This window comes from Nitrospirota bacterium (assembly GCA_016207905.1).
Lineage (GTDB): Bacteria > Nitrospirota > Thermodesulfovibrionia > Thermodesulfovibrionales > JdFR-86 > JACQZC01.
The window spans coordinates 1-23,947 of sequence record JACQZC010000011.1 but is presented as its reverse complement, the minus strand read 5'-3'; the positions used below and the strand labels follow the sequence as shown (position 1 = coordinate 23,947).

35 protein-coding genes and 2 tRNA genes are annotated in these 23,947 nt (G+C 41.2%); 26 read left to right on the top strand and 11 right to left on the bottom strand.

Annotated elements, in window-relative coordinates:
- Positions 1–186: 186 nt before the first annotated feature.
- Positions 187–1,287 carry a membrane protein insertion efficiency factor YidD gene (yidD, locus tag HY805_01680; protein ID MBI4822925.1) on the bottom strand — a complete coding sequence of 367 codons (1,101 nt, stop codon included), beginning with the start codon at positions 1,285–1,287 and terminating at the stop codon, positions 187–189.
- A 186-nt stretch (positions 1,288–1,473) separates the two neighbouring features.
- Entirely contained in the window at positions 1,474–1,794 is a 321-nt protein-coding gene (locus HY805_01675; protein MBI4822924.1) for a hypothetical protein, read from the bottom strand.
- A gap of 193 nt (positions 1,795–1,987) precedes the next feature.
- Here HY805_01675 and HY805_01670 point away from each other — a divergent pair, with 193 nt between their 5' ends.
- From HY805_01670 to HY805_01630, 9 genes are all read left to right on the top strand, one after another.
- Entirely contained in the window at positions 1,988–2,374 is a 387-nt protein-coding gene (locus HY805_01670) for a helix-turn-helix transcriptional regulator (protein ID MBI4822923.1), read from the top strand.
- Between the two features lie 168 nt (positions 2,375–2,542).
- Positions 2,543–3,226 carry a rhomboid family intramembrane serine protease gene (locus tag HY805_01665; protein MBI4822922.1) on the top strand — a complete coding sequence of 228 codons (684 nt, stop codon included), beginning with the start codon at positions 2,543–2,545 and terminating at the stop codon, positions 3,224–3,226.
- On the top strand, positions 3,207–4,067 hold the full coding sequence (locus HY805_01660; GenBank protein MBI4822921.1) for a zinc-ribbon domain-containing protein: 861 nt from the start codon (positions 3,207–3,209) through the stop codon (positions 4,065–4,067). Before HY805_01665 ends, HY805_01660 begins: the two co-directional genes overlap by 20 nt.
- 126 nt (positions 4,068–4,193) lie before the next feature.
- Positions 4,194–4,628 carry a hypothetical protein gene (locus HY805_01655; protein MBI4822920.1) on the top strand — a complete coding sequence of 145 codons (435 nt, stop codon included), beginning with the start codon at positions 4,194–4,196 and terminating at the stop codon, positions 4,626–4,628.
- Positions 4,625–4,903 carry a hypothetical protein gene (locus HY805_01650; GenBank protein ID MBI4822919.1) on the top strand — a complete coding sequence of 93 codons (279 nt, stop codon included), beginning with the start codon at positions 4,625–4,627 and terminating at the stop codon, positions 4,901–4,903. The genes HY805_01655 and HY805_01650 overlap by 4 nt, the downstream gene beginning before the upstream one ends.
- Before the next feature lie 325 nt (positions 4,904–5,228).
- Positions 5,229–5,492 carry a co-chaperone GroES gene (gene groES / locus HY805_01645; GenBank protein MBI4822918.1) on the top strand — a complete coding sequence of 88 codons (264 nt, stop codon included), beginning with the start codon at positions 5,229–5,231 and terminating at the stop codon, positions 5,490–5,492.
- A 13-nt stretch (positions 5,493–5,505) separates the two neighbouring features.
- Positions 5,506–7,140 carry a chaperonin GroEL gene (gene groL, locus HY805_01640; GenBank protein MBI4822917.1) on the top strand — a complete coding sequence of 545 codons (1,635 nt, stop codon included), beginning with the start codon at positions 5,506–5,508 and terminating at the stop codon, positions 7,138–7,140.
- A gap of 81 nt (positions 7,141–7,221) precedes the next feature.
- Positions 7,222–7,452, top strand: coding sequence for an antitoxin family protein (locus tag HY805_01635; GenBank protein ID MBI4822916.1), 231 nt, complete (start codon positions 7,222–7,224; stop codon positions 7,450–7,452).
- A gap of 66 nt (positions 7,453–7,518) precedes the next feature.
- On the top strand, positions 7,519–7,935 hold the full coding sequence (locus HY805_01630) for a DUF488 domain-containing protein (GenBank protein MBI4822915.1): 417 nt from the start codon (positions 7,519–7,521) through the stop codon (positions 7,933–7,935).
- Here the strand turns inward: HY805_01630 and HY805_01625 are convergent.
- Positions 7,927–8,658 carry a hypothetical protein gene (locus HY805_01625; protein ID MBI4822914.1) on the bottom strand — a complete coding sequence of 244 codons (732 nt, stop codon included), beginning with the start codon at positions 8,656–8,658 and terminating at the stop codon, positions 7,927–7,929. The two genes, HY805_01630 and HY805_01625, sit on opposite strands and share 9 nt — an antisense overlap.
- A 3-nt stretch (positions 8,659–8,661) precedes the next feature.
- Positions 8,662–9,105, bottom strand: a complete 444-nt coding sequence (locus HY805_01620; protein MBI4822913.1) for a DUF488 domain-containing protein — start codon at positions 9,103–9,105, stop codon at positions 8,662–8,664.
- Positions 9,106–9,188: 83 nt separating this feature from the next.
- Here HY805_01620 and HY805_01615 point away from each other — a divergent pair, with 83 nt between their 5' ends.
- The 5 genes from HY805_01615 to HY805_01595 all read left to right on the top strand — a co-directional run bounded on the left by HY805_01615 (position 9,189) and on the right by HY805_01595 (position 11,406).
- Entirely contained in the window at positions 9,189–9,911 is a 723-nt protein-coding gene (locus HY805_01615; protein MBI4822912.1) for a tRNA1(Val) (adenine(37)-N6)-methyltransferase, read from the top strand.
- A 46-nt stretch (positions 9,912–9,957) separates the two neighbouring features.
- Positions 9,958–10,350: a HEPN domain-containing protein gene (locus HY805_01610; GenBank protein ID MBI4822911.1), complete on the top strand. Its 393-nt coding sequence runs from the start codon at positions 9,958–9,960 to the stop codon at positions 10,348–10,350.
- Positions 10,338–10,637 (top strand): nucleotidyltransferase domain-containing protein, encoded by a 300-nt coding sequence (locus HY805_01605; protein MBI4822910.1) that lies wholly within the window; start codon positions 10,338–10,340, stop codon positions 10,635–10,637. Before HY805_01610 ends, HY805_01605 begins: the two co-directional genes overlap by 13 nt.
- Before the next feature lie 201 nt (positions 10,638–10,838).
- On the top strand, positions 10,839–11,006 hold the full coding sequence (locus HY805_01600; GenBank protein ID MBI4822909.1) for a hypothetical protein: 168 nt from the start codon (positions 10,839–10,841) through the stop codon (positions 11,004–11,006).
- Entirely contained in the window at positions 10,993–11,406 is a 414-nt protein-coding gene (locus HY805_01595) for a type II toxin-antitoxin system VapC family toxin (GenBank protein MBI4822908.1), read from the top strand. The genes HY805_01600 and HY805_01595 overlap by 14 nt, the downstream gene beginning before the upstream one ends.
- A gap of 80 nt (positions 11,407–11,486) precedes the next feature.
- Here HY805_01595 and HY805_01590 read toward each other — a convergent pair whose 3' ends face one another.
- Positions 11,487–12,062, bottom strand: a complete 576-nt coding sequence (locus HY805_01590; GenBank protein MBI4822907.1) for a porin family protein — start codon at positions 12,060–12,062, stop codon at positions 11,487–11,489.
- A 273-nt stretch (positions 12,063–12,335) separates the two neighbouring features.
- Between HY805_01590 and HY805_01585 the strand changes: the two genes are divergently transcribed.
- On the top strand, positions 12,336–12,656 hold the full coding sequence (locus tag HY805_01585; protein MBI4822906.1) for a helix-turn-helix transcriptional regulator: 321 nt from the start codon (positions 12,336–12,338) through the stop codon (positions 12,654–12,656).
- Positions 12,657–12,698: 42 nt separating this feature from the next.
- On the opposite strand, the gene HY805_01580 is transcribed toward HY805_01585, so the two are convergent.
- Positions 12,699–13,112 carry a PIN domain-containing protein gene (locus tag HY805_01580; protein ID MBI4822905.1) on the bottom strand — a complete coding sequence of 138 codons (414 nt, stop codon included), beginning with the start codon at positions 13,110–13,112 and terminating at the stop codon, positions 12,699–12,701.
- Positions 13,105–13,362: a ribbon-helix-helix protein, CopG family gene (locus HY805_01575; GenBank protein ID MBI4822904.1), complete on the bottom strand. Its 258-nt coding sequence runs from the start codon at positions 13,360–13,362 to the stop codon at positions 13,105–13,107. The genes HY805_01580 and HY805_01575 overlap by 8 nt, the downstream gene beginning before the upstream one ends.
- A gap of 97 nt (positions 13,363–13,459) precedes the next feature.
- On the opposite strand from HY805_01575, the gene HY805_01570 reads away from it, so the two are divergent.
- The 8 genes from HY805_01570 (at position 13,460) to sppA (ending at position 19,532) form a co-directional block, all read left to right on the top strand.
- Positions 13,460–14,668, top strand: a complete 1,209-nt coding sequence (locus HY805_01570) for a 2,3-bisphosphoglycerate-independent phosphoglycerate mutase (GenBank protein ID MBI4822903.1) — start codon at positions 13,460–13,462, stop codon at positions 14,666–14,668.
- A gap of 224 nt (positions 14,669–14,892) precedes the next feature.
- Positions 14,893–15,813 carry a transketolase gene (locus HY805_01565; protein MBI4822902.1) on the top strand — a complete coding sequence of 307 codons (921 nt, stop codon included), beginning with the start codon at positions 14,893–14,895 and terminating at the stop codon, positions 15,811–15,813.
- 17 nt (positions 15,814–15,830) lie between these two features.
- Positions 15,831–16,622 (top strand): transketolase, encoded by a 792-nt coding sequence (locus HY805_01560; protein MBI4822901.1) that lies wholly within the window; start codon positions 15,831–15,833, stop codon positions 16,620–16,622.
- Positions 16,623–16,989: 367 nt separating this feature from the next.
- Positions 16,990–17,235, top strand: a complete 246-nt coding sequence (locus tag HY805_01555) for a hypothetical protein (GenBank protein ID MBI4822900.1) — start codon at positions 16,990–16,992, stop codon at positions 17,233–17,235.
- Positions 17,236–17,374: 139 nt separating this feature from the next.
- Positions 17,375–17,447 (top strand) — tRNA-Ile (locus HY805_01550).
- Between the two features lie 24 nt (positions 17,448–17,471).
- Positions 17,472–18,185, top strand: coding sequence for a hypothetical protein (locus HY805_01545; protein ID MBI4822899.1), 714 nt, complete (start codon positions 17,472–17,474; stop codon positions 18,183–18,185).
- The gene (locus tag HY805_01540; GenBank protein ID MBI4822898.1) at positions 18,182–18,586 is read left to right on the top strand and encodes a ribonuclease HI family protein; all 405 of its coding nucleotides are present in this window, start codon (positions 18,182–18,184) and stop codon (positions 18,584–18,586) included. The genes HY805_01545 and HY805_01540 overlap by 4 nt, the downstream gene beginning before the upstream one ends.
- Positions 18,579–19,532, top strand: a complete 954-nt coding sequence (sppA, locus tag HY805_01535; GenBank protein ID MBI4822897.1) for a signal peptide peptidase SppA — start codon at positions 18,579–18,581, stop codon at positions 19,530–19,532. The genes HY805_01540 and sppA overlap by 8 nt, the downstream gene beginning before the upstream one ends.
- A 21-nt stretch (positions 19,533–19,553) precedes the next feature.
- Here sppA and HY805_01530 read toward each other — a convergent pair.
- A tRNA-Leu gene (locus HY805_01530) sits at positions 19,554–19,635 on the bottom strand.
- A gap of 143 nt (positions 19,636–19,778) precedes the next feature.
- Between HY805_01530 and HY805_01525 the strand changes: the two genes are divergently transcribed.
- From HY805_01525 to HY805_01515, 3 genes are read left to right on the top strand one after another with little or no spacing between them, the layout of a single operon-like run.
- The gene (locus HY805_01525) at positions 19,779–20,357 is read left to right on the top strand and encodes a methyl-accepting chemotaxis protein (GenBank protein ID MBI4822896.1); all 579 of its coding nucleotides are present in this window, start codon (positions 19,779–19,781) and stop codon (positions 20,355–20,357) included.
- Positions 20,354–21,139 (top strand): cytochrome c3 family protein, encoded by a 786-nt coding sequence (locus tag HY805_01520; GenBank protein MBI4822895.1) that lies wholly within the window; start codon positions 20,354–20,356, stop codon positions 21,137–21,139. The genes HY805_01525 and HY805_01520 overlap by 4 nt, the downstream gene beginning before the upstream one ends.
- An 8-nt stretch (positions 21,140–21,147) precedes the next feature.
- Positions 21,148–21,717, top strand: a complete 570-nt coding sequence (locus tag HY805_01515) for a methyl-accepting chemotaxis protein (GenBank protein ID MBI4822894.1) — start codon at positions 21,148–21,150, stop codon at positions 21,715–21,717.
- 178 nt (positions 21,718–21,895) lie between these two features.
- Here the strand turns inward: HY805_01515 and HY805_01510 are convergent, their stop codons facing one another.
- The 3 genes from HY805_01510 to HY805_01500 form a co-directional block, all read right to left on the bottom strand.
- Positions 21,896–22,042, bottom strand: a complete 147-nt coding sequence (locus HY805_01510) for a hypothetical protein (protein ID MBI4822893.1) — start codon at positions 22,040–22,042, stop codon at positions 21,896–21,898.
- Positions 22,026–22,781 (bottom strand): hypothetical protein, encoded by a 756-nt coding sequence (locus tag HY805_01505; GenBank protein MBI4822892.1) that lies wholly within the window; start codon positions 22,779–22,781, stop codon positions 22,026–22,028. The genes HY805_01510 and HY805_01505 overlap by 17 nt, the downstream gene beginning before the upstream one ends.
- Positions 22,782–22,794: 13 nt before the next feature.
- On the bottom strand, positions 22,795–23,947 hold a 1,153-nt coding region (locus HY805_01500; protein MBI4822891.1), incomplete at its 5' end, for a putative metal-binding motif-containing protein.

The following is a 23,947-nucleotide window of genomic DNA, read 5'->3' as shown; positions in this document are numbered from 1 at the left end:
ATTATCTAAAGAAAGAAAGGTCTGATGGGGTTTACTCTATCCCTTTGGAAGTGGCAATTGTCTAAGTCCTGCGTGCCTGCTTTGCTAAAAAAGAGGGGGCGGGCATATGCCCGCCCCCCTTCAGTCTTTCTTCACCAGTTACTGGAGGGTTAGAAAGACATGGTTTTATTGAAATCTATACATACTTTAAAACTCAAAGCCAAGTTCAAACATGATGAGTAATTCATTTTTAGATTTTTGGTTGCTTCTTTCGGCACTGACAACCGAACCATAGATATTCCCTGAATACCACCCGAAACTCAAGACGCCTAACATTATACCTAAACCCTCATTATGATGGTCGAACGCCTCAATTGTTCCCCAGATAAACAGCCCATTGACAATAAAGGAAGCTAATGCGGTTTGTTCATAACCGCTGTAGAGATACCCTAAGCCTGGGATAATACTTAAAAATCCAGCGACAGTCGGGCTTTTTTTACGAAGCTTTTTGCCCTGTTTAGACAACTCTATAGATTGGTTAGCATTGTTAAAAAATGTTGAATCTGGTTTAATTAGAGCAAAACTTTTCTCTGCCTCTTCCCACTTCTCTTCCTTTGCATAGGATAATCCTTCTAATAAGATACTTTTTTCCTTAAAGCTATCCTTCTCGGTAGTTATAATTTCGTTAAAGTATTTTCTTGCAAGTTGGTGATTATTAAGCCTGAAAAAACTTAACCCCATGAAAAACTTTATCTCGCTCTCTTCCTCAACCATATCGCCTCTGCTTAGAAGTTCTTGTCCCCAATGGGTAGCTGACAAATATTGCTCTGCTTTATAGTAGCACCGAAGTATTGATTTCATTGCTTGTTTTCTATAAGGGGAATCAGGGAAATAGAATACCAATCGCCGATATTCTATAAGAGCCCGCATATAGTCGCCTTCAGACTCTAATGCTTGTGCAAACTGAAAAAGTCTGCTATCTTCGCTGAAGGTATCAGCAGGGGTCTCCAATGCCAACCCTCCTGGTTCTTTGAATACCTGTAATGATGAGTCAGCAGGCAGACTTGACGAGGTTGTATTTAAAGAAAGGGCATAAGGAGGGTCAAAGAACCTTGTAAATTCAGACACCTCTACTTTTTCATAGTTATCTAAATCATGACCACACCGATGGAGCCTGTCTGCTGTCATCATAAAGGCTTTGAGAGGATTATAGCGATTGAATGCCTCATAGGCATAATTTGAACAACTCGGATGCATGGGGCAGGGAATTACTCTTGCTGGGCTGATAAATCGTTGATATATTCTAATAGCACCGAGGGTTACAAAACGATGGAATGGATAAGGACCTGTTTCAAGCTCGCTGTTACTCTCTTTCGTGCTTACTCTTTGAGTATCATTTCCTTCTGCAACAGGCAAATATACTACTATTAGCAGTATGAAAGTTACTGCCCTAAGAAGCCAATAAGAAATTCTAAACCTCAACAGTCTCTTGACTTATTTCAGAGTAATTGTAGTTGGCATGGAAACCGTTGCATCTATCATTGTGCCTGCTGAAATACGAGGAGTACCACCCCGCACAACGAATATTAAAGGAAGGCATAACACCCCGAGAACAATCCCCGCTATCAGTTTATCTTCGCCTTCAACAGTCTTACTCCCTGAGATGGGGACTGAAGTCTTGTCTACTGCCTCAACATATTTGACCGCGATTTCAATCCGACCTGGAATTCCAACTATGCCCCCTTTCTTAGAGGCAGTTACCTCACCCGTGGCTTGAGTGCCTGCTTTAATAACCACCTTATCATCAATAACCACATTCTTCCTCCTTGATTTTTATGGATTCCGCATCAAGTGCGGAATGACAACCTTGATATGAACCTTCTGAGACCCCCTTTCTCTCACCTCCCTCCTGACAGAGTATAGCAAAAGCTCTATTCAAAGTCAATAATTTTTTATTAGCAAAAGGTATATTCTCTTTTGCCACAGTAATAAGTAAAGTTTATGAGTAATGGATTCTGGCAGGCGAATAAAAGAGCTAAGGAAAAAGGCAGGTTTGACGCAATCGCAACTTGCTGAAATGCTCGGATTCAAGACACCCTTTTATTTAAGTCAATTAGAGACAGGTAAGCGAGAGGCTGGATTATCGGTCTTAGGCAAGATATGTAATGCACTCGGCATAAGTATCTCTGAGTTTTTTAAAGGGCAGATGCCGAAAACAATAAGTTTAAGACAAAGCCGTATAGCTAACTTGCTTGAAGGGGTGCAGGAGGAAAAACAAAAGCTGATTAAGAAATATATAGAGACCGTCAAAGACATGGACACCAATGCAATAAAGGAAACCCTCTTATACGCTCAGAAGGAAAAGTTATGGAGGAAAATTACCAGAAGAAAATAAAAAAGAAGTAGTAATTCTTCTGAAAAGGCAAGGAAAATTCATTTAAAAAAGCTCTCTTCCAATGACAAGAATGCTTAAGCCTTATGAGAAAAGCCCTATTCCCTGTGTTATAATTTCTCATGTATATTATAAGTTCCTGTCTTACAGGCTTCACAAAGGTGAAAACAGTTGATTCCATATAAAGACGACAATCCAACCACAATATTTCCTTTTGTTACAGTAGGGATTATAAGCCTGAATATCCTTATATTCCTCTGGACATTCCTTTCTTCAAAAGAGACAGCAGAAAGTATAGTTTACTCATACGGAGCAATGCCAGTTAGTCTTTTAACCTTTCAGGGAACTCAGCCCATACACCCAGTTGCAACTGTGTTTACCTCTATGTTTCTTCACGGAGGGTTTTTCCATGTAGGAGGCAATATGCTTTACCTCTGGATATTCGGCAATAACATAGAAGACAAGCTCGGACATATCAGATTTACAGTTTTTTATCTGATTGGAGGGGCATTTGCCGCATATGCACACTCAATAACAGCGCCTACCTCAACGATCCCAATGGTAGGTGCAAGCGGAGCCGTTTCAGCAGTGCTTGGAGCATATATGTTACTGTTCCCGCATGCACGGGTTCATACATTGGTGTTTTTTGGCTTTTTCTATCAGATATTGAAGGTGCCTGCCTTGATAGTTATTGGATTTTGGGCTATTATACAACTTGTCAGTGGTCTGATAAGCGGAACAGGTGGAGGTGGCATTGCATGGTTTGCTCATATAGGTGGTTTTGTATTCGGACTGATTACCATAAAAATATTTATGCCTAAAAGGAGGCTTAGAAGTGGTAGTAGCATGCCCTAAGTGTAAAAGCAGGCTTAAGATTGCAGATGAAAAGGTCTCTTCCCAAGGCTCAAGATTCAAGTGCCCTAAGTGCGCCACTGTGCTTTTAGTCAAAAAGCCTATTGAAAAAGAACTAAGAAAATTAGATACAAAAAAAATAATGGTTGCACATGCAGACCCCTCTGTCATAGAAAGGGCTAAGGCTTCGCTTTCACTTAGAGACTATGAAATACTAACCTCGACAGATGGCGTGGATATGATGATTAAGGCACTGAAAGAGCTTCCCCATGTAACGATAGTGGATGTAGCACTGCCAAAGATATACGGCTTTGAGGCATGTAAGAGACTTAGAGACAGAGACGAGACTAAGGATATGAAGTTAATACTTATAAGCAGTATATACGATAAAAAAAGATATAGAAGAGAGCCTTCCTCGCTTTATGGTGCAGACGACTATATAGACGAGCACCTTATAGAAGAGGAGCTGATGAAAAAAGTAAATGCCCTGACAAGACCAAAAGAAGAGATGCCCCACATGCCAGTTATGGAAGAAAAGCCCTCTTTAGCTCCTCCAACAGTTGAGGCGCCACAAAAGGTTGAGGCGCCTTATGATGAGATGGTAGAGAAGGCAAAAAGGCTCTCAAGAACCATATTTTCAGATATCTACCTTTATAGCGCACCAAAGGTCGAAAACTCCATAAGGAATAATAAATTTAAAGAGGTGTTTGCACCTGAACTAAAAGAAGGCATTAAGCTCTACGAATCCAGAATTCCTCCTGAAATAAGAAGCAAGGGGAATTTCTTTGAAAAGGAACTCGAAAATTTTATTAATATAAGGAAGAAGTCATTAGGGATTGGGTAGAGCCTGAGGAAGCAAGTGGTCTCCGAGTCTGATATTGTCAAAGAAATAGCCCGGCGGATTGACAATGCAGGAATCCCGTATATGTTCACAGGTTCTATAGCCGCGAACTTTTACAGTGTACCGAGAATGACAAGGGATGTTGACATTGTCATAGAGTTAAAAGAAGCCGATGTTAAGCAGGTATGCAGTCTTTTTATGGATGAGTTTTATATAGATAGTGGAATGGTTTTGTCGGCTGTAAAGGAGAAAGGGGTGTTTAACATGATTCATTATCAAGCAGTATTAAAGGTGGATTTTATCGTCCGCAAAGATGATCCCTATCGTATGGAGGAATTCAAAAGAAAGCGGAAGGTGGCTTTTGAAAATGCAGAACTTTATATCACAGCACCTGAGGATTTAATCCTCTCAAAATTATACTGGGCAAAGGAGACAATGTCCGAACTCCAGTTAAATGATGTGCGAAACCTGTTAAAATCTGTAAAGGGGCTGGATGAAGATTATCTCAGACAGTGGGCTGTTTATCTGGAAGTTGAAGAACTCTACCTAAAGGTGAAGGGATGAAAGACACACATCCTGATATGGAAGAAAGATTTTTCAGGATGATACTTGAAAGAAGCGCTGAGGAGCGACTCAGGATGGGATTTGAGATGAATGCAATGGTAAGGAGACTGGTGACTGCCTCTATCCTTCAGGATAACCCCGAAGCCTCGGATGAAGAGATTAAAATTGGAATCTTCAGGAGGTTTTATGGAAATGACCTGCCACCTGAAATCGCAGAAAAAATGAGATTTGAAGAAGATAAAAGAAAGATAGTTAATCGCCCAACGAAGCCATAGTCTCTGTGGTCTTTGCATCAAACAGTGCTCCTGCGTTCATCCGAGACGCATCTGAGAGGGTCATTCAAAAGGGAAATCCAGAACCTTCTCTGTGAAAGCAAGGAACTATAAGGAGTTTTAACCAATAAGTTAGGAGCTAATCCGCAAAAATGTAAGAAAAAAGAAGATTTTAAAAGATTTTCTCTGTTATTAGCCAGAATAAGCAATATTTGCCAATTAATTCTACTTGCCTTAAAAAACCTATTAGATGTAAACTATTTAGCACTCACCTCCTGTGAGTGCTAAATAGGAAAAAATCCCGTATTTTGAAAGGAGAGTGCTTTTTATGAAGTTTAGACCTTTAAAGGACAGGGTATTTGTGAGCTATGCAGAGGAGATAGAAAAGACTGCAGGTGGGCTTTATGTCCCAGACACTGCAAAGGAAAAGCCTCAGAAGGGAAAGGTTGAGGCAGTTGGCTCAGAGGTTAAGGAGCTAAAGGTTGGAAACACTGTGCTTTTTGACAAGTATTCAGGCTCAAAGGTCAAGATAGACGACACAGAGTATCTAATTATCAAAGAAGAAGACATCTTAGGAATAATGGAAGGATAGGAGGATATAGGAAATGGCAAAACAGCTTTTGTTCAATGAAGCAGCGAGGGGCGCAATGCTCAAGGGAGTCACCATACTTACGGATGCAGTAAAGGCTACCTTAGGCCCAAGAGGCAGAAACGCCATACTGGATAAAAAATACGGAGCACCGACAATCACAAAGGACGGGGTTACAGTTGCAAAGGAGATAGAGCTAAAGGACCCTTGGGAGAACATGGGTGCACAGCTCGTAAGAGAAGTGGCTTCAAAGACCTCTGATGCCGCAGGCGATGGCACAACCACTGCAACCATCCTTGCATATGCAATCTACAAGGAGGGTATGAAAAATGTGGTTGCAGGCGCAAACCCCATGGACCTTAAAAGGGGAATAGAGAAGGCAGTTGAGGCTATAGTAGAGGAGCTAAAAAAGTTAAGCAAGCCTGTTGCCGAAAAGAAAGAGATTGCACAGGTAGGCACTATCTCTGCAAACAACGACCCGTCAATCGGAGAGCTTATTGCAGAGGCAATGGATAAGGTCGGAAAAGACGGAGTAATAACTGTCGAGGAAGCCAAAAGCATGGCAACCACATTGGATGTCGTTGAGGGTATGCAGTTTGACAGGGGATATATCTCGCCTTACTTCATAACAGACCCTGAAAGGATGGAGTGTGTGCTCGAGGATGTATTTATCCTCATAAACGAAAAAAAGATTTCAAGCATGAAAGACCTTCTTCCTATACTTGAGCAGATTGCAAAGATGGGTAGGCCCCTTCTTATCATTGCAGAGGATATAGAGGGAGAGGCACTGGCAACATTAGTTGTAAACAAACTGAGGGGAACCATTCATGTGTGTGCGGTTAAGGCACCCGGGTTTGGCGAAAGAAGAAAGGCAATGCTTGAAGATATAGCCATCCTAACAGGCGGAACAATGATAGCAGAGGACCTGGGGATTAAGCTCGAAAGCATAAAGCTCTCGGACTTAGGAAAGGCAAAGAAGATTACCATCGATAAGGAAAACACAACCATTGTCGAGGGCGCAGGAGACCATGCAAAGATACAGGGCAGGGTTAAACAGATTAAGGCACAGGTGGAGGAGACCACATCCGATTATGATAGGGAGAAGCTTCAGGAGAGGCTTGCAAAGATAGTGGGTGGTGTTGCAGTAATAAATGTCGGTGCCGCAACAGAGACCGAGATGAAGGAGAAAAAGGCAAGGGTTGAGGATGCCCTTCATGCCACAAGGGCAGCTGTTGAAGAGGGCATAGTGCCAGGCGGAGGCGTTGCGTTTCTAAGGTGTGTGCCTTCACTGGATAAGCTTAAATTAGAAAACCACGACCAAAAGATAGGTGTGGGTATAATCAAGAGGGCACTTGATGAGCCTATTAAGCAGATAGTGGCTAACGCAGGCGGAGAGGGCGCGGTTGTGCTGGAGAAGGTAAAGGCATCGAAGGAGATTAATTATGGATTCGATGCACAGGCAGAGCAATATGTGGACATGATGAAGGCAGGCATCATAGACCCAACAAAGGTTACAAGGTATGCCCTTCAGAATGCTGCATCGGTTGCCTCTCTCATGCTTACAACAGCAGTTATGGTCACTGATATCCCTGAGGAAGAAAAGAAGATGCCTCCTATGCCAGGCGGAGGAGGAATGGAAGGAATGTATTAAACTCTATTGGGGAGGGCTAAGTCCCTCCCCTCACTCTATGACCATTACTCCCAAAAACCAGATTTGTGCTAAAATGATTATATGTTTAGAACAATAGAGGCAATTTATGAGGATGGGGTCTTCAAACCCAAGAAAAAACTTTCTTTCCCAGAGCACAGCAGGATAAAACTTACTATTGTTTCTGACAATGAGTGGATTGGTGAATTTAAGACTCTCCTTAAGAAGGTCCACAGCAGGACTAAAAAATTCCCATCTAAAGAGATCGAGAAAGATATAACTCTTGCCTCAAAAGAAAGCTGTTTAGAGGGCTAAATTTTTTCTTGACCAAAACTCATGATAATGTCAAAATAAAGACAATAATTTGTAATATTTTTAATGATGGAACTTCATCTCTATACAGCACAAATAGGCAAATATAAAGGACAGGACTCTTTTGACATTACAGTTAAAAGCGGTGACCATACATTCGCACCAACATGGGATATTGTTCAGGGATGGAAATCAAATCAGATAGATTGGGAGACATTTTCTAAACATTACAGACAATTAATGCTTGATAGTTATAAGCGTAATCAAACAGCATGGAACGACATCCTTAATAGAGGAACATTAACTTTTCTTTGTTACTGTAGGGCAGGTGAGCATTGCCATCGGTATCTCCTTGCTGAGTTTTTGTGCAAGTTAGGAGAGCGAGAAGGCATATCAGTAATTTATGAAGGCGAAAGACCACTGCCAGAAAAGAGCGAAGCAGAAATTACAGATGAAACCCCAACATCTCAGATAGCTTTATTCTAAAGTTATCCACCTTGAATAATCTCCATCATAGAGGTCAGGAAGGGTATGTATCCCATTTACCTGTAAACAACACCATCCACTGTAAGGCACAGGAGCATTAAGATAAGGACGGCTTAGACCAAGGCGTAAACAAATCTCTCTTTCACTTATTTTATTATTTAGTTCAATAACAGCTTCCCGACCGCCTAATTTATTGAGCATATGCTTAAAAAAGAGATTACGGAAAGCGAAGTCAGTAATGGGCACACGCTCCTTACGAATCCCTGTTTTATCTACTATGACCATTCTTAGCCGATTATAATAGCTATCATAATCTATAACTATCTCTTTAGGTAACAAACCACCTATAGATGGACCGGTAGAATCAGGAGGCACATAACGCTCTTGCATATTTGGAAACAATTCAGCGAAAGAGTTGGAAGATGTTTTATCGAGCAAATCTCTCCATGCATTCTCTGTTACCTTACCTTTATATGCTATACTCCCATCGAAAATCCAATCTTCAATGTGTGGGGGATGAGGATCGGCAGAGAGAAGATTAAATAAAACTTCAGCTCCCGGATAAATAATAAGTTTTTCACTTTTAAACAAATGGCTCTTCTTTATTTGCCCCCTTGATAATACGGGTCTAATACAGGCAAGATTAAAGTTAACTCCTGCAATACAGACATTATCGCTATGCATAGCAGTTACTTCCGTGATGGTTAAAATTTTTTCAGCCATATATCACAAGTGAACTATCTTTAATTTTGGTAAAAGTTTTTTCTGGATATATTCAGCCGCAAGTCTTCTGTGGCATTTGTCTGCACTCTTTTCACTGCAGAGCATCACGCTTGGACCCGTTAAAAGCTCTATATCCACTTTATTTTTTATTTCTCGTTTTTGAAGTAGTTCTAAGTATTCCTTTTCGTAATTTACCCAATCTTTGTCCTTCAGATATTTCTTAAGTAGTTCTTTTGTCGGGGCAAGTTCGGACAAATAAATGTATTGGCCATTTAAAATTACTTTGACAAAATATTTGAGGTCTTTACTTTTTGTAAAACCAGCCAATTGCGATGTATTATTCAGTCGCACATCAAGTAATATCTTTATCCCTGCAGATTTTAGAATCTTGAAAAATTCTTCTGCAGTTTTACCTGAAAACCCGATTGTATACAAATGCACATTCATTGCCTACACAATTATAACAAATCTCTTTAGCACAGAGACATAAATAAGTTTTCGTAAATGGATAATATATTGTATATTAATTTATGCACACCACCCTTGACTCCATAAGGGACATAAAGCTCTACCAGCCAAAGCATGGCTATCGCTTCTCAGTAGATGCACTTTTGCTTTATTCATTTATAAATCTCAAGCATATAAAAAGAATCGCTGACCTTGGTGCTGGCTCAGGAATAATAGGGCTACTCCTTGCAAAGAAATACCCCTCTTCAGAGGTTACACTCATAGAGATTCAAAAGAGTCTTTTTGAGCTTTCTCAAAAAAATATTATCCTTAATAAACTTGAAAACAGGGTTAAAGCAATAAGGGCTGATTTAAGGAGGTCAGTGACCCATTTACTGACTAAAGGAACTGCCTCCTACGACCTTGCTGTCTCAAACCCGCCTTTTAGATGTCCCCTTACAGGAAAGCTTAGCCATGAGGAAGAAAAATCTGTTGCAAGACATGAAATAAAACTTAAACTCCCTGAACTTTTGATGTCAGTCAGCCTTCTTCTTAAAGCAAAAGGAAGGTTTTCCCTCATATATCTTCCTGAAAGGCTTATTGAGCTTATAGAAGAAATGAGAAAGGCTCATCTTGAGCCAAAGAGGCTCAGGTTTGTGCATTCAAAGGCAAGCTCACCTGCAAAGATGCTTCTTATGGAGGCTGTAAAGGATGGAAGAGCAGGGCTAAGCATTGAAAGACCAATGTTCATTTATGGCGATGATGGCACATATTCAGAGGAGATGAGGGGGATATATGGGATATGAAGACAGCAGAGGACAAAATGGATAAATGTTTGTATAATACCAGCAAATGAGAAAAGAGACTGAAAACTGGATAGCTTCATCTGAGTATGACATTAATACAGCTGAGCATATGTTTAACACAGGTAGGTATCTCTATGTTGTCTTTATGTGTCATCTGTCCATTGAAAAATTGATTAAAGCAATCGTACATGAGGAGACAGGGAAACTCCCCCCTAAATCGCATGACCTAATTCATCTCAGAAATCTTGCACAACTTCAATTCCCGGAAGGTCTTCTTGATTTCTTAGGAAAGGTAAACAGTGCAAGTACAGTAACAAGATACCCTGAGGATCTGTCAAAAATAGTTTCTGCGTATCCTGAGGATGTAGCAAAAGAGTATCTTGATAAAACAAAGGAGGTTCTTAAGTGGTTAAGACAAAACCAGAGATTGAAGGGATAATAAAACAATATATATTAAAACTCAAAGAGCTGAATGTCCGAGTTGAACGGGTACTGTTATATGGCTCTTATGCAAAAGGACAGGCAAAAGAAGATAGCGACATAGACCTCATAATAGTTTCACGAGACTTTGAGAGAATGAATATCAGAGAAAGGCTTGAAGTTCTCGGCATTGCAGGAGCAAGAATAATGCAGCCTATCCAGGCAAAAGGTTATACCCCTCAGGAGATGGAATCTAAAAACCCATTTCTCATTGAAATCCTTGAGCATTCAAGGGTTGCGGCATAATGTGTCAGGATGAGAAAAATTCGGGGCCACCTGTATTTTATTTTTTACCAGATGACCCCTTGAGTCTTTCTTCGCCAGTTGAAGGAGGGTTAGAAAGACGCTCTCTTACTAAAACCTATACTTTAAAGCAAGGTTTGTGATTACGCCACCACACATTGTGTTATAATGGTATAAGTTACTTGCTTATAAGGAGGTATAGATATGGTAAAACCAGATATTAAAAAGGCAAAGAGACATCTTGCTAAACTCCGTGAGCTTGCATCAAAAAAGAAAACTCCCTTTTCTGATATGAATGAGGAAGAGGCGATTAAGGCTATACGCAGGACAAGAGAAGAAATCTGGGATAAGAAACTTGTTGCTCGTTCTTGATTCCAACGAGTATATCTTTGCATTCGGAATTTTTAAGAAGCCTGCATGTGAGATGCTACTTGATGCAATTCTTGACACCTTCCCCTCACATTCTATCCGAATCCCCAGACTGGTAATAGAAGAGGTTGGCCGTCATCTAACGCAAGAAGAATTCAGGGAATTTATTGAATTCATAACGACCCTTACTGCCATAGATGAAGACTTTGTTGTCCCTTTTGAGTTAGGTGTAAGATATGAGTTGGAGGGGCTTAAACCAGCAGACGCTTTTATTGCAGCATATGTAGAATGGACAGGTGCTGATATTTTGGTGACAGAAAATAGGCATTTTTTGAACCGCCACTTAAATCTGCCATTTAAGATCCTTAATGCAAAAAACTGTCTGGGACTTATCAAGCCCTGAAAACAAGAGGGGCGGGCATATGCCCGCCCCGTTCAGTCTTTCTTCACCAGTTGAAGGAGGGTTAGAAAGACACTCTCTTACTAAAATCTAATTTTTAAGGCAAGATTTGTGATTACACCTCCTACATCAGATTTGAATCCTAATTCATCATACTCAGGTTTTACTGTAAACCATTTTGCTTCCAGCCCGAGGGCGAACTGTTTGGAGATGTTATAGTCAGCACCTCCAACTACATGCCAGCCCAATGCATTACCACTGACTGAGTAAAGTCCTACTTCACTTTTGGCTTTAGTCATGTAATAGCCGAGCCCTGCACCTGCAAAAATCTCAATCTTGTCATCTACTACAGGAAGGATTCCTTTTGCTGTCAGGATGATGGGTATAGCAGAAACTGTAGGCTCATCGCTGAACTCGGTGCTTTTAGACTGATACCAACCTAGACCGAGTTCAACTGCAAAATTTTTGTTAAGTTTATAACCGAAATCAACTTCAAGATTGGGTCCTGTATCAAACCCTGCCATCCCGTCGTCTTCTTTATCATTCGGGTAGAAGGCACCTAATTTCAGGTCAACATAGCTCTTTGCATCTTGTGCATAGACAGTTCCTGCTATAAGCATTACCAGAATTACTGAAACAATAACTAAAAGCTTTTTCATTTCTTTCTCCTTTTTGTCATGATTGTCATGCTGAACTTGTTTCAGCATCTTTAAGACCCTGAATCAAGTTCAGGGTGACGGAAACATATAAGTCAGTCCATATCTCTCACCTCCTCCCAATAAAAGCTATCTTTTAGGTTGATTTTTTGGCTATTAATCTATCTTTGCCATAGATAATTCTACTTAAAATGTAGGATTTGTCAAGTATTTTCTATCTTTTAAGTTGTTCCAAATCACATTTTAAAAGGTGATGATTTAAGCGATGGAGGTTTTATGAAGACAACAAAGGAATTGCTCGGCGCAAGGATAAAGGAACTACGGAGGTCAAAGGGGTTATCGCAGGAGCAACTATCAGAAAGGGTAGATATAGACCCAAAACATCTAAGTAGAATTGAGGTAGGAAGTAGTTACCCCTCTTTGGATACACTTGAGAAGATTGCTAAGGCTTTAAATGTGGAGATAAAAGACCTTTTTGAATACATGCATGAGGTGAAGGGTAAAGAACTTTTTGGGAATATAGTTAATCTGCTTAAAGAGGCTAATGAAGAGAAGTTACAGCTTACCTTAAAAATTATCAGGGCTATTGTCCGTTAGTGTTTAGAGCCTTCCAGACCTATTTCCATAGCATCAACTAAGCTACTGAGGATAAATCTTAAATGGCTTTTTCCCATGAATGCGGTATGTGCCAAAGCCCCTTACATCTAATGTAAATACCTCATCAATCCCTGTCTCCTCTGCGAGTGTAACCAAAGTAGCATCAGCAAAATCCATTGGTATGTCTTTATATTTCTCCATTAGTGAAATAGCTCTTGAAAGACTTTCTACTGATTGAGGAACGAGCATAGCACCACCTTTTAAGATAAACTCTATGCAGGACATTTGTGCCTTGATAGATGGCCCGAGGAGATAAACAGCCTCTGTAAGAACAGGCTCTGTTGTAAGCAACCTGCCCTTAAATTCTTTAAAGAATGAGACACAAGGCTCATGATTCCTCTCGCTTCTGTCAAGAAGTGCAACAAACGCCCCTGTATCTAAGAGAATGCTACGCAACTTTCTTGAATTTCCTCATGAGATACCGCCTGTGCTCTTCCCCAAGGTCAGGTATGCCGATTGAAATACTTCCAATAAGGCTTTTAACTTTCTCATATGGCTTGCTCTCTATTGTGCCTTCTGCTTCACCCACAAACCTTTCCAGCGCCAATCTTACTATATCTGAACGCTTAAGGTGAAGCCTTTTTGCCAAAGCTGAAACACCTCTATTAAGCTCATCCGATACCCTGACTGTAAGCTGTGATTGCATATCCATTTCCTCCTTTTATTGCACTACAAAATAACACATTGCAATGCAATATGTCAATACTTGCCAAATAAACCTCCCTTAGAGTAATATTTCTCTTATGCAGGATTTAATAAAAGACCTTATTATAAAGAACGATTCAAAGATTATCTTTATCGTCCTCGATGGTTTGGGAGGCTTACCTCTGAAAGGGAAGACAGAGCTTGAGATTGCAAATACCCCTAATTTAGATGCCCTTTCAAAGCAGAGTGCATGCGGGCTTCATGTTCCTGTGGCAATGGGTATTACACCCGGAAGTGGACCAGGACATCTTAGCCTTTTTGGCTATGACCCGATTAAGTATCAGATTGGACGGGGAGTCTTAGAAGCCATCGGTCTTGGTCTTGAGGTCAAAGACACCGATGTAGCAGTAAGGTGTAATTATGCAACCTTGAAAAAGGGTATTGTCATAGACAGAAGGGCAGGAAGAATCCCCACTGATGAGAATAGAAAACTTACAGAGAGACTCCAGAAGGAGATACCCTCGATAGATGAAGTAAGGATTATTTTTGCAGGGGGCATGGAGCACAGGTTTGCCTGCCTTATGAGGTTTCCTGAGCCACTTCCACCACACTCAGATGCGATTAGTGATACAGACCCACAGAAACAAGGCAGTCAGCCACTTCCATTAAGAGCATCCAAACCCGAGACTGAGAAAGTAATAAAGATTGCCGAAAAACTCATATCAAAAGCATCCGAGCTTCTGAAATCAGAGGAAAAGGCAAACTGTATTCTTCTTCGTGGATTCTCACAGATGCCACATATGCCAACATTTCAGGATACCTATGGCTTAAGGGCATTGGCAATTGCAACATATCCGATGTACAGGGGGCTTGCATCTTTGGTTGGCATGGATGCCCCTGAGGTTAAAGGAGATATAAAAGAAGAGATAGAGTTTCTTATCGGTAAATACAGGGATTATGATTTCTTCTTCTTGCATATCAAGAAAATGGACTCATACGGAGAGGATGGAAACTTCAAGGGGAAGGCACAAAAGATTGAGGAGTTTGATAGGGCTTTGCCCGAGATACTTAAGTTAAACCCTGATGTGCTTTCAGTTACAGGAGACCACTCAACACCGTCCATTCTCAAAAGCCATAGCTGGCATCCTGTGCCTGTGCTCGTTAAGTCTCCTTATGTATTGGGCGGTCTCACAAAGACATTCTCAGAGAGGGAGTGCATAAGAGGAGAGCTTGGAATATTCCCAACTGTAAACCTTATGCCACTTATTCTTTCAAATGCAGGAAGGCTTAAGAAGTTTGGGGCATGAAGGGAAATTGTGATGCCTTTTGAGAAACTTTAAAAGTTAGTGAAGTAATAACCGCTATTTTTAAATATGTTATAATAAAAATATTGCATGATTAAGTATTGCGGTGGCATTTTCTGCGAGATGCTGGCTATTGCCGGTCTGATAACCTCAGCTTCAGTCAGGGTAAGGTTATTACTTAAAAAACCAGACTATGAAAATTCAAAAGCTTAAAATGGAGAAGTGTTATGAGAAATGCATTTGTAAATACCTTAATTAGTGCTTCAATGAGCAGAGATGATATATTTATCGTCACCGGTGATAATGGCGCCGGCGTGTTTGATGCCTTTATGAAAAATAACCCCAATCAATTTATTAATTTAGGAATAGCTGAGCAGAATCTTACAAGTGTTTCGGCTGGGCTTGCTATGAGCGGATATAAAGTCTGCACATATAATATTATACCTTTTCTTCTATACCGGTGTTATGAACAGGTGCGAAATGATATATGTTATCAGGAACTACCAGTTATTATGGTTGGGATAGGAAGTGGAGTTACCTATGCTCCACAGGGTTTAACACATTATTCAGTAGAAGATATTGGGATTGCCCAAACATTGCCTAACCTAATAGTAATATCCCCTTGTGACCCAATAGAAGCAAAATGTGCAGCAAAATACGCTATTAATGCCGATAAACCGGTTTATGTACGGATTCCTAAGCGAGGAGAGCCTGTTTTTCATAAAACTGAAAATCTTGATATTACAATACCACAAGTATTAAGGCAGGGAGAAGACATTGCATTGATATTTCATGGAAACATTTCTGAAGAAGTGATGAATGCTTATGATAAACTTGTGGAAAGGCATATTTATCCAATGATTATTTCGGTTCCAATAATACAGCCTCTTAATGTAGATTCATTGTTTGACATCTTGAAAAATATAAAAACTGTTATAGCTGTTGAAGAGCATTATGAAAACTGCGGATTTGGTGGTATATTAAGACAGGCATATCACCAGCACAAGCCTTCGTGGAAACTAAAGGTAATGGGTATTCCATTCAAATTTATACACGAGATAAAGAATACATCTGGCATGAGGAGTTATTTTGGTATTTTAGCAGGTGATATTGTAAACGCAGTAAATGAAGAAAGGGAAAAGATTTAACTTTTATAAGGGGTAAAATGTCAAGATATGAATTAGCTAATATTTCTAAACAGATACGTAGAACGATTATTAACATGGCGCATATGGCTAAAAGCCCGCATGTGGGGTCATCACTATCATGTGTGGAAATCTTAACGGTTTTGTACTTCGATATTATGAAGTTGGACCCATGGAATGAAAGAGATATTTTTATACTTAGTAAGGGCCATGCGGCCATGTGTTTGTATGGGACATTATCTTTACGAGGGATTATAGATAAGAGATTGTTAGACGGATATTATCAAAATGATGGAACATTGCCTGCACATCTCGATAGATTTACGATCAAGGGTGTTGAAGTTTCTTCGGGTTCTTTAGGGCATGGTTTCAATATTGGCATAGGCATGGCATATGGTTTCAAAAAGCTAAATGAAAAAAGAAAAGTGTATGCATTAATCGGAGACGGAGAGTCTCAAGAGGGATCGATATGGGAGGGAGCATTATTTGCTCCGAAACTGGGAGTTGATAATTTTACAGCGATTATTGATTATAACAATTTACAAGGTTATGGAAGGCCTTGTGAAATATGTGCCTATGAGCCGATAAGAACAAAATGGGAATCGTTTGGATGGCATGCTATTGAAGTAGACGGTCATGACATAAAGGCACTTCACACCGCCTTTTGTCAAGATTCTGAAGGAAAACCAAAAATAATAATTGCCCATACTATAAAGGGGAAAGGTGTTTCATTTATGGAAAACTGTTTAGGATGGCACTATTTCATCATATCAGACAAGAATAAAGAAGACGCATTGAAAGAATTGACTTAAATCAAGGCATTCATACCTGATTCATAAGCCAATGCAATGACCTTAGCCTCTCCCTGCCCTAAATTCAAATCACACTTAAGCAGGCATCGTTTTTCTGTCAAGAAGAAAACAGAGCAACAAGCTCAGGGCGACAGGCTCAGGGCGACGAAAGAGGAGACAGAGGGTGGAGAAGTGCAAATAAAATGCATAAAAGTGAACCAAAACGGAACTAAACGGAACTAAAATGGAAGCAGGAATCATTAAAAATCAATGGGTTATGAGACACCCCCCCTCCCCTATTAAATTAAAGCAAAAACATTAGACCCTGAATCAACCCATGAAACAAGTTCAGGGCATGGTTCAGGGTGACAGGATTGAAGGAGGCTGAATGAAAAGAGGACAAGGCACACCTGAGATTAGGAAAATAGCTCAGAGGACATATCTTGAGTTTGGAGGAAAAAACATTAAAGACATGCTCAAAAGACTTGAGTCTGCCCATGACATAAGGCTCTCAGCACAGACACTTTTAAGATGGGCAAGTGAGGGAAGATGGAAGGAGCGGGTGAAGGAGAAAATCCCTGCTGAAAAGATAGACCCTGAAAGGATGAAAAAGGGTTGCCGAGGAAATACTTGAGAGAGAATTCGGGATTAAAAGGGGCTGAGTAATATTAGGACATTTCTACTTTGGCTTGACACAATACACGAAAAACCTTGACTGGAATATCCATAAGACCGTAAAATTATAATTTAGTCATAAGAAAAGCTCCAGAACAGGGCCCATAGCTCAGCTGGTAGAGCTACCGGCTCATAACCGGTTGGTCCCAGGTTCGAGTCCTGGTGGGCCCATAGGGGTTGGAAATCGGAGGTCATTTGAATAAACAGTTAGAACTTCTCATAGAGACACAAAAACTGGACTCAGCAATGATTCAGGAAAGCGACTATCTAAACTCAATCCCCTCAAGGCTTTCGTTAATCGAAAAACCCTTTAAGGATGCCCAGTCCATTGTCTTAAAAGAAAATGAAACATACGAATCCATAAAGAAAAAAAAGAAGGACAAGGAAAGACAGCTCGAGGATATCGGCGAGAGGATTAAAAAATCAAAGGCGCGGTCATCGGAGATAAAGACCAATAAGGAGTATCAGGCTTACCTTAAAGAGCATGAGTCTTTAGAAAAAGAACGCTTAGGCATAGAAGACGGAATCCTTCTTCTCATGGAGGAGATGGAGACGACAGAGGCAGATGTCAGGTCCGCTAAAAAGACAGTAGATGAGCAATCCAAAAACACAGAGGCACTGAAAAAAGGGCTTGAGGAAGAGGCAAGAATCAAAGAGAAAAGCCTTGCTGTCCTTAGGTCAAAAAGGGCAGAGCTTGTAATTGGCATCGAGCCTGACCTCTATAGCCTCTACATGTCTTTGATAGAATCTATGGGTGGACTTGCAATCACACGGGCAGTAAATGGCGTATGCTCGGGCTGTAACATGAATGTCCCGCCACAGATGTTTGTCGAGATAAAAAAGAACGAGGATATAATAAAGTGCCCTCAGTGTAAAAGAATCCTCTATCACGAGGAAGTCATTGTATGAGAAGGGCTGTCCTTTACTCCGATGGTGCATCGAGCGGAAACCCCGGAGAGTCAGGCATCGGAGTTGTCCTTACATTCGGTAAAAGGGTATTTGAGATATCCGAATACATAGGCATTGCCACGAACAATGTTGCCGAATATAGGGCGCTCCTAAGAGGGCTCGAAAGGGCAAGACTGCTTAGGGCAGATGCAGTTGATGCCTTCTTAGACTCAGAGCTTCTGGTAAGACAGATAAATGGAACATATAGGGTAAAAGACGAAAAGCTCAAGGAATTATGGGAAAGTGCAAAAACGATTGCCTGCTCATTTAAGTATTTCTCCATAAGCCACATCCCAAGAGAGCTTAACCAGCAAGCAGACAGACTTGCAAAAAAGGCAATAAAAGGAGCAAGGCATGAGTAGGGCTCTAAGCTTTATTTTTATGGTATTTCTTAGTGGCTGTACATTTATGAATGTCTCCCTCATACCATCCATACAGCCGATTAAAGAGCAGGTTATCGAAGGTAAGGGCCATCCAAAGATACTTCTTTTAGATATATCGGGTGTGATTTCGGAAAAAGAAAAATCAGGGGGCATGGGCATTAAATCTCTTTCGATGACCGCTGAGTTAAGGGAATCCCTTCTTAAGGCAGAGGCTGACCCGGATGTCGTTGGAGTTATCGTCAGGATTAACTCCCCCGGGGGTGCTGTGACTGCAAGCGATATACTTTATCAGGAGCTTTTGAGCTTCAAGGACAGAAAAAAGATACCGGTTTATGCCCATATTATGGGTATCGGGACATCAGGCGGGTATTATGTATCTACTGCCTCTGATAAGATTATTGTCCAGCCAACATCAATCGTAGGAGGAATAGGCGTCATATCGTTTAAGTTCAACATGGAAGGACTCCTTACAAAGGTAGGGATTCAAGAGGAATCAATAAAGTCAGGAGATAAAAAAGACATCCAGTCACCACTCAGGGCAAGCACGCCTGAGGAAAAAGAGATAATGCAGACCATAATAGACAAGCTCCATAGCAGGTTCGTAGATGTGGTGTTTGCCCAGCGAAAAGACCTTATAAGCAGAAAGGACTTGGAGACACTTTCCGATGGAAGGATTTATTCTGCAGAGCAGGCAGTTTCTCTAAGGCTCGTTGACTCCATAGGCTATTTATCGGATACAGTAGATATGATGAAAAACTCTCTCGGAATAACAGAGGCACGGGTAATTACCTATTACCGCCCCGGAGATTATAAGACGACTATATATTCTTTGTCCCGGCATGATAGCTCAATCCTTAATCTCATCGATATAGGTGCCGATGCCTTTATGGTATCTCCTGAGTTTCTTTATCTCTGGATGCCTTAGTGTGTTAAGGGCTAAGCCTTATGCGGAAGGGGGGATTCGAACCCCCATGGGTTTCCCCACTGGATCCTAAGTCCAGCGCGTCTGCCAGCTCCGCCACTTCCGCATGATTGATTTTAATGGTTCTGTCGGAGTTTCTTCAACCTTAAGAAGTTCTATGGCATATTCGGGGTAAATTTTACTACTTGACATTTATATATCTCCTGCTAAAATTAGCATAATACAACCTAAAGTAGTTAAGAGGGGAAAATGCACCTGCTCAGGGAGATAAGGAATTCTATTTCGGCAAGGCTGTTAATGAAGATTGCCATTGTGCTTATAGCAGGCGTGGTTTTTTCAGGCACGGCATTTTATCTACTGGCACGAAAAATCCTTCTTTCGCCATCTTATGCCGAGACATTCGTAAGCGTAGATATGTATAAGGACATGGTGCTCAGTAGAAGCATATTTATATACGCATTCTTCACCCTATTAATACTATGCGGAATCGTTATACTGGGCATCATATACTCCCACAGGATTGCCGGACCCCTTCAGAGAGTAAAGGCAGCCGCAAGGGAGTTGGGAAAAGGAAACCTTGGCATAAATATTAGGTTCAGAGAGCGAGATGTAATACACCCACTTGCAGACAGCATCAACCGCATGGCTGGACAGTATAAAGAGCGATATGCAAAGGTCAGTGACGCAGTCCAGAAAATGGCAGAAAATATACCCGAGCTCGACTCCGCAGTGAAAAGCAAAAACAGGGATTTGGTTAACAGGGCAATACTTTCTCTTTCAGAGGCATCCTCCGAGGTAGAGGAGATTCTGTCGAGGCTGAAGTTATGAGATACCTCATCCTGATAATCCTCCTCGTTGTCATAATGGCTATTGTTGCATATACGCTCTCTGATACACCACATAGTTTCTCCGAGTCAGAATGCAAGGACTGCCACATAGACCCTGACAGAGACCCCACTACACTCAGAGAAGGAATAACCAAACTGTGCGCAAGATGCCATAAAAGAACAATCCGGGCATCCACCCATCCCGTGGATATCTTCCCTAATCTTGCTAAGATTCCAAATGACCTTCCACTTAGGAATGGAAAACTAACCTGTAGCACATGCCATAGTGTCCATGCCGAAAGAAGCCTTGTCTTTGGCATCAAATCTTATTTTTTAAGAAGGCCTACTGCTGATATTAAATTTTTCTGTGTAGCATGCCACGAAGAAAACCGTATGAGACCAGGCCACAAGGAACTTATAACGACTGCACATATGGGAAGTTATTACGAGGTCGTGGACCCTTCTTTGCCCTTAGACCCTCTTTCCAGCGAATGCATAGGATGCCACGATGGCACAATAGGAATAAATGCGGATTACTCCATTGGCGATGGCATATGGACACACAGGGCTGGCATGTCTCATCCAATAGGTATTCGCTATAGCTCCGCAAGGGCGCAAGGCAGTAAACTTACGCCTCCAAGCCAGCTTAATAGAAAATTGAGATTCTTTGCAGGCAAAATCGGCTGTGGGACATGCCATGACACATACTCGACACATTATGCAAGGCTCGTCATGGATAACACCGAAAGCAGACTCTGCACTGCCTGCCATTACGATAAATAGGAGGAGAAATGGAGCGGACTTACAAGAGAAGACAATATATCGTAGATAAGGACTTCCAGGGAAGATTTATACTCACCTTTGTCCTCATATGCCTTTTTGGCATGGTCATGGCAGTGGGTCTGTTTAACTACTTTGCATTGAACGAGCTTGAGGACCTCAGATGGAGTATGGCATTTTATGAAAACTCACTGGCATCCACAGTGACTCCTCACCTGATTTATCTCAGCATCTTTAGTGTCCTTTTTACTATTGTTTCCCTATCGATGGCATCGTGGTTTATTGCAGGGAAGGTTGCAGGACCTATCTATAGGTTAAAAAAAGACATAGAAAGCATAGGAGACGGCAACCTCTACCTGAATGTAAGGCTGAGAAAGGCAGATATGTTCAAGGACACTGCTCAGGAATTAGACAGCATGGCAACTGCACTCAGGGAAAGGTTTAAAAACATAAGTAAAGAGTTTAATGCCACAAGAAAGATAATAGATACGCTTAAAGATACAAAGGATGAACTGCTAAAGACAAAATGCGAACAGCTCTCCTACTCGATAGAAAACTTAAGTAATACGCTTAAGACATAGACTCCTACATTATAAAGTCGCTTATACTCCGATGACCGACAGTGTAAAATGAATTCTGCAAAACAACCCCAAGTATCGGGAGAAATGCCCTGATGGAATTTGCAGAAAAGACTTGAGAATGCCACTTTTTCTCCCTGTCAAGAAATATGGGATGTGGAGCTATATTCAAATAACTACCCTAAAGCCTCTCTATTAAATAAAGGACATTATACTTCAAGAGTGCATATGCCTCTGGGAGAAGGTGTTTGCCCTTTGGGCATCCCTCGTAAGTTTCACAGCCTTGTGCCTCTATCTCGTTAATTAAGGCATTAAGGATATTCTTCAAGTTTCTTCTTTGCGGCTTCCAACTTTGCATCCAAGCTCATCTCTATGCCCTTGTTAGTTATCCAGCCTAAGGTAGATGCCTCATGTTTCATAGAGATGATGTAGTTTAGGAACTCAAGAGGTTTAAAATCAGCAGGTGGGGCAGTGGGGCCAAGGGTCTTGCCTTTAAATGATACCTTCTCTCTATCCGCTTTCATCAACCTAATAAGTTCTTCCATTTTAACCTCTTCTTCGTCAACTTCAGGATAAACGGTATCCACAATTAAAGGCTCTACTATTATATCTCTGATTCCGGGCAATCCATAAGATGTTATGACAAAGCCTGAAAGGCTTTGTCCGGGCAACAGATGGTAGGGGTAATCATACGCCCCCCAACCAGCTATTTTACTTGTCCCTACACCGCAACTCCAATTAGGCGGGCTGTCCATTCCTACAGGAACTACAGTTTCACTTGCAATCACATCTTCGGTGCCATATTTATGACATCTGACCCCTAACTCTAGTCCTCTGTTTAGCTCGCTCTCGCCTTCTCCTTTTTTAACGTCTATATCTATTGACCATATCCGCCCATTATTTTTAGGGGGATTATATATCTCATAACTGAAAATAAAATATCCCTCTGCACTACGATTGATTTCTGCCTTTATTTCTATATCTTCAAGAGGATTAGGAAGAAGCTCAGGGTGATAGTCCGGCAGCTGTGAAAGTAGCAAAAGTGTAAATGCAATGGCTTTTATCATTTCTTACCACCTCCTACTTAATATTCGGAAACTCACAGTGATGTGTTGCTTCTCGTACCATAGTGGCATCCCCATGCTCACTACAGATTTTTTTTATTTGATCCCTTGGAACACATATATTATTTTGCGGGCATGTGTGCCAAACAGGATTGCCGTTCTTATCATAAGAAGTTACGCAGGTTTGCGGGTTTGGGTTATTTAGAATTGCGCTCTGTGCGCATCTGTCTATATCCACACTTATCCCTTTCCGATGTGAGCAGTGCCCATGGCCTTTTTGTCTGCATTTAGGGGATGTTATATCCTCTAACCACCTACCGTATATATCAAATCCCCCTCCCCATTTTAAACTCATGTCGTTTATTCCAAGCGTTGCTTTAGACTGCTTATAAAAATCTTCTGCTATAAGCCTTGTATTCACCACCGTGTAGTATGTCCCATAGTGATTCATTTGATGAAAAGTTGTCCACCCTGTAAGGCGATAGTTTCCTCCGGGCATGGAATAGAGGTCATACGGCACTTTCACATTTATTGAAAACTCCTCTTTATTGCCTCCAACCAACTCCGCTATTATCTTCTCAATCCCTGATACTTCACCGCTTGTATATTTTACATGCTTGATGCTCCCGGCAGGCTCGCCTTCTTTAAAAATAACCTCGGGACTCAGACTCCCATGAGGTCTATTTCCGTCATGGTTATGGCCTCCTGAGAATTCCACAGGCTCGACTGAGAATAATACTTTACAACCTCCCGGAGGTGCATTGTTCTTGAGAGTTAAAACTATATCTGCCTCAGTGTTTCCAAATGTCTTTTGTGGAGCTACCTCTGACGGAGAAACCTTCACTTCCACCTCACAACACCCCTCATCCACCACCCCATCGCAATCATTATCCTTATTATCGCACAACTCAGGTGCATTGGGATAAATTGTATTGTCATAGTCATTACAGTCTACATCTGATGTATAACCGTCTCCATCGCTGTCCACATAACAGCCCTCATCAATAATTCCATCACAATCATTATCCTTGCCGTCGCATATCTCAGGAGCTTCCTCACACCCACCTGCACAGACCTTGACGCTTTCTTTTTGAGTCGGGCATTTCCATTCATAGGCGGCTGATATATGTATACAATCAAACTTAATCTGACCATCAGCAGCCACATAA

What these genes read in the sequence shown, in the direction of transcription:
- HY805_01670 (MBI4822923.1), top strand. Translation starts at nt 1,988, where the DNA reads ATGGATTCTGGCAGGCGAATAAAAGAGCTAAGGAAAAAGGCAGGTTTG.
- HY805_01655 (MBI4822920.1), top strand. Translation starts at nt 4,194, where the DNA reads ATGACAAGGGATGTTGACATTGTCATAGAGTTAAAAGAAGCCGATGTT.
- HY805_01650 (MBI4822919.1), top strand. Translation starts at nt 4,625, where the DNA reads ATGAAAGACACACATCCTGATATGGAAGAAAGATTTTTCAGGATGATA.
- groES (MBI4822918.1), top strand. Translation starts at nt 5,229, where the DNA reads ATGAAGTTTAGACCTTTAAAGGACAGGGTATTTGTGAGCTATGCAGAG.
- groL (MBI4822917.1), top strand. Translation starts at nt 5,506, where the DNA reads ATGGCAAAACAGCTTTTGTTCAATGAAGCAGCGAGGGGCGCAATGCTC.
- HY805_01635 (MBI4822916.1), top strand. Translation starts at nt 7,222, where the DNA reads ATGTTTAGAACAATAGAGGCAATTTATGAGGATGGGGTCTTCAAACCC.
- HY805_01630 (MBI4822915.1), top strand. Translation starts at nt 7,519, where the DNA reads ATGGAACTTCATCTCTATACAGCACAAATAGGCAAATATAAAGGACAG.
- HY805_01625 (MBI4822914.1), bottom strand. Translation starts at nt 8,658, where the DNA reads ATGGCTGAAAAAATTTTAACCATCACGGAAGTAACTGCTATGCATAGC.
- HY805_01620 (MBI4822913.1), bottom strand. Translation starts at nt 9,105, where the DNA reads ATGAATGTGCATTTGTATACAATCGGGTTTTCAGGTAAAACTGCAGAA.
- HY805_01615 (MBI4822912.1), top strand. Translation starts at nt 9,189, where the DNA reads ATGCACACCACCCTTGACTCCATAAGGGACATAAAGCTCTACCAGCCA.
- HY805_01610 (MBI4822911.1), top strand. Translation starts at nt 9,958, where the DNA reads ATGAGAAAAGAGACTGAAAACTGGATAGCTTCATCTGAGTATGACATT.
- HY805_01600 (MBI4822909.1), top strand. Translation starts at nt 10,839, where the DNA reads ATGGTAAAACCAGATATTAAAAAGGCAAAGAGACATCTTGCTAAACTC.
- HY805_01590 (MBI4822907.1), bottom strand. Translation starts at nt 12,062, where the DNA reads ATGAAAAAGCTTTTAGTTATTGTTTCAGTAATTCTGGTAATGCTTATA.
- HY805_01585 (MBI4822906.1), top strand. Translation starts at nt 12,336, where the DNA reads ATGAAGACAACAAAGGAATTGCTCGGCGCAAGGATAAAGGAACTACGG.
- HY805_01575 (MBI4822904.1), bottom strand. Translation starts at nt 13,362, where the DNA reads ATGCAATCACAGCTTACAGTCAGGGTATCGGATGAGCTTAATAGAGGT.
- HY805_01570 (MBI4822903.1), top strand. Translation starts at nt 13,460, where the DNA reads ATGCAGGATTTAATAAAAGACCTTATTATAAAGAACGATTCAAAGATT.
- HY805_01565 (MBI4822902.1), top strand. Translation starts at nt 14,893, where the DNA reads ATGAGAAATGCATTTGTAAATACCTTAATTAGTGCTTCAATGAGCAGA.
- HY805_01560 (MBI4822901.1), top strand. Translation starts at nt 15,831, where the DNA reads ATGTCAAGATATGAATTAGCTAATATTTCTAAACAGATACGTAGAACG.
- HY805_01555 (MBI4822900.1), top strand. Translation starts at nt 16,990, where the DNA reads ATGAAAAGAGGACAAGGCACACCTGAGATTAGGAAAATAGCTCAGAGG.
- HY805_01540 (MBI4822898.1), top strand. Translation starts at nt 18,182, where the DNA reads ATGAGAAGGGCTGTCCTTTACTCCGATGGTGCATCGAGCGGAAACCCC.
- sppA (MBI4822897.1), top strand. Translation starts at nt 18,579, where the DNA reads ATGAGTAGGGCTCTAAGCTTTATTTTTATGGTATTTCTTAGTGGCTGT.
- HY805_01525 (MBI4822896.1), top strand. Translation starts at nt 19,779, where the DNA reads ATGCACCTGCTCAGGGAGATAAGGAATTCTATTTCGGCAAGGCTGTTA.
- HY805_01520 (MBI4822895.1), top strand. Translation starts at nt 20,354, where the DNA reads ATGAGATACCTCATCCTGATAATCCTCCTCGTTGTCATAATGGCTATT.
- HY805_01515 (MBI4822894.1), top strand. Translation starts at nt 21,148, where the DNA reads ATGGAGCGGACTTACAAGAGAAGACAATATATCGTAGATAAGGACTTC.
- HY805_01505 (MBI4822892.1), bottom strand. Translation starts at nt 22,781, where the DNA reads ATGATAAAAGCCATTGCATTTACACTTTTGCTACTTTCACAGCTGCCG.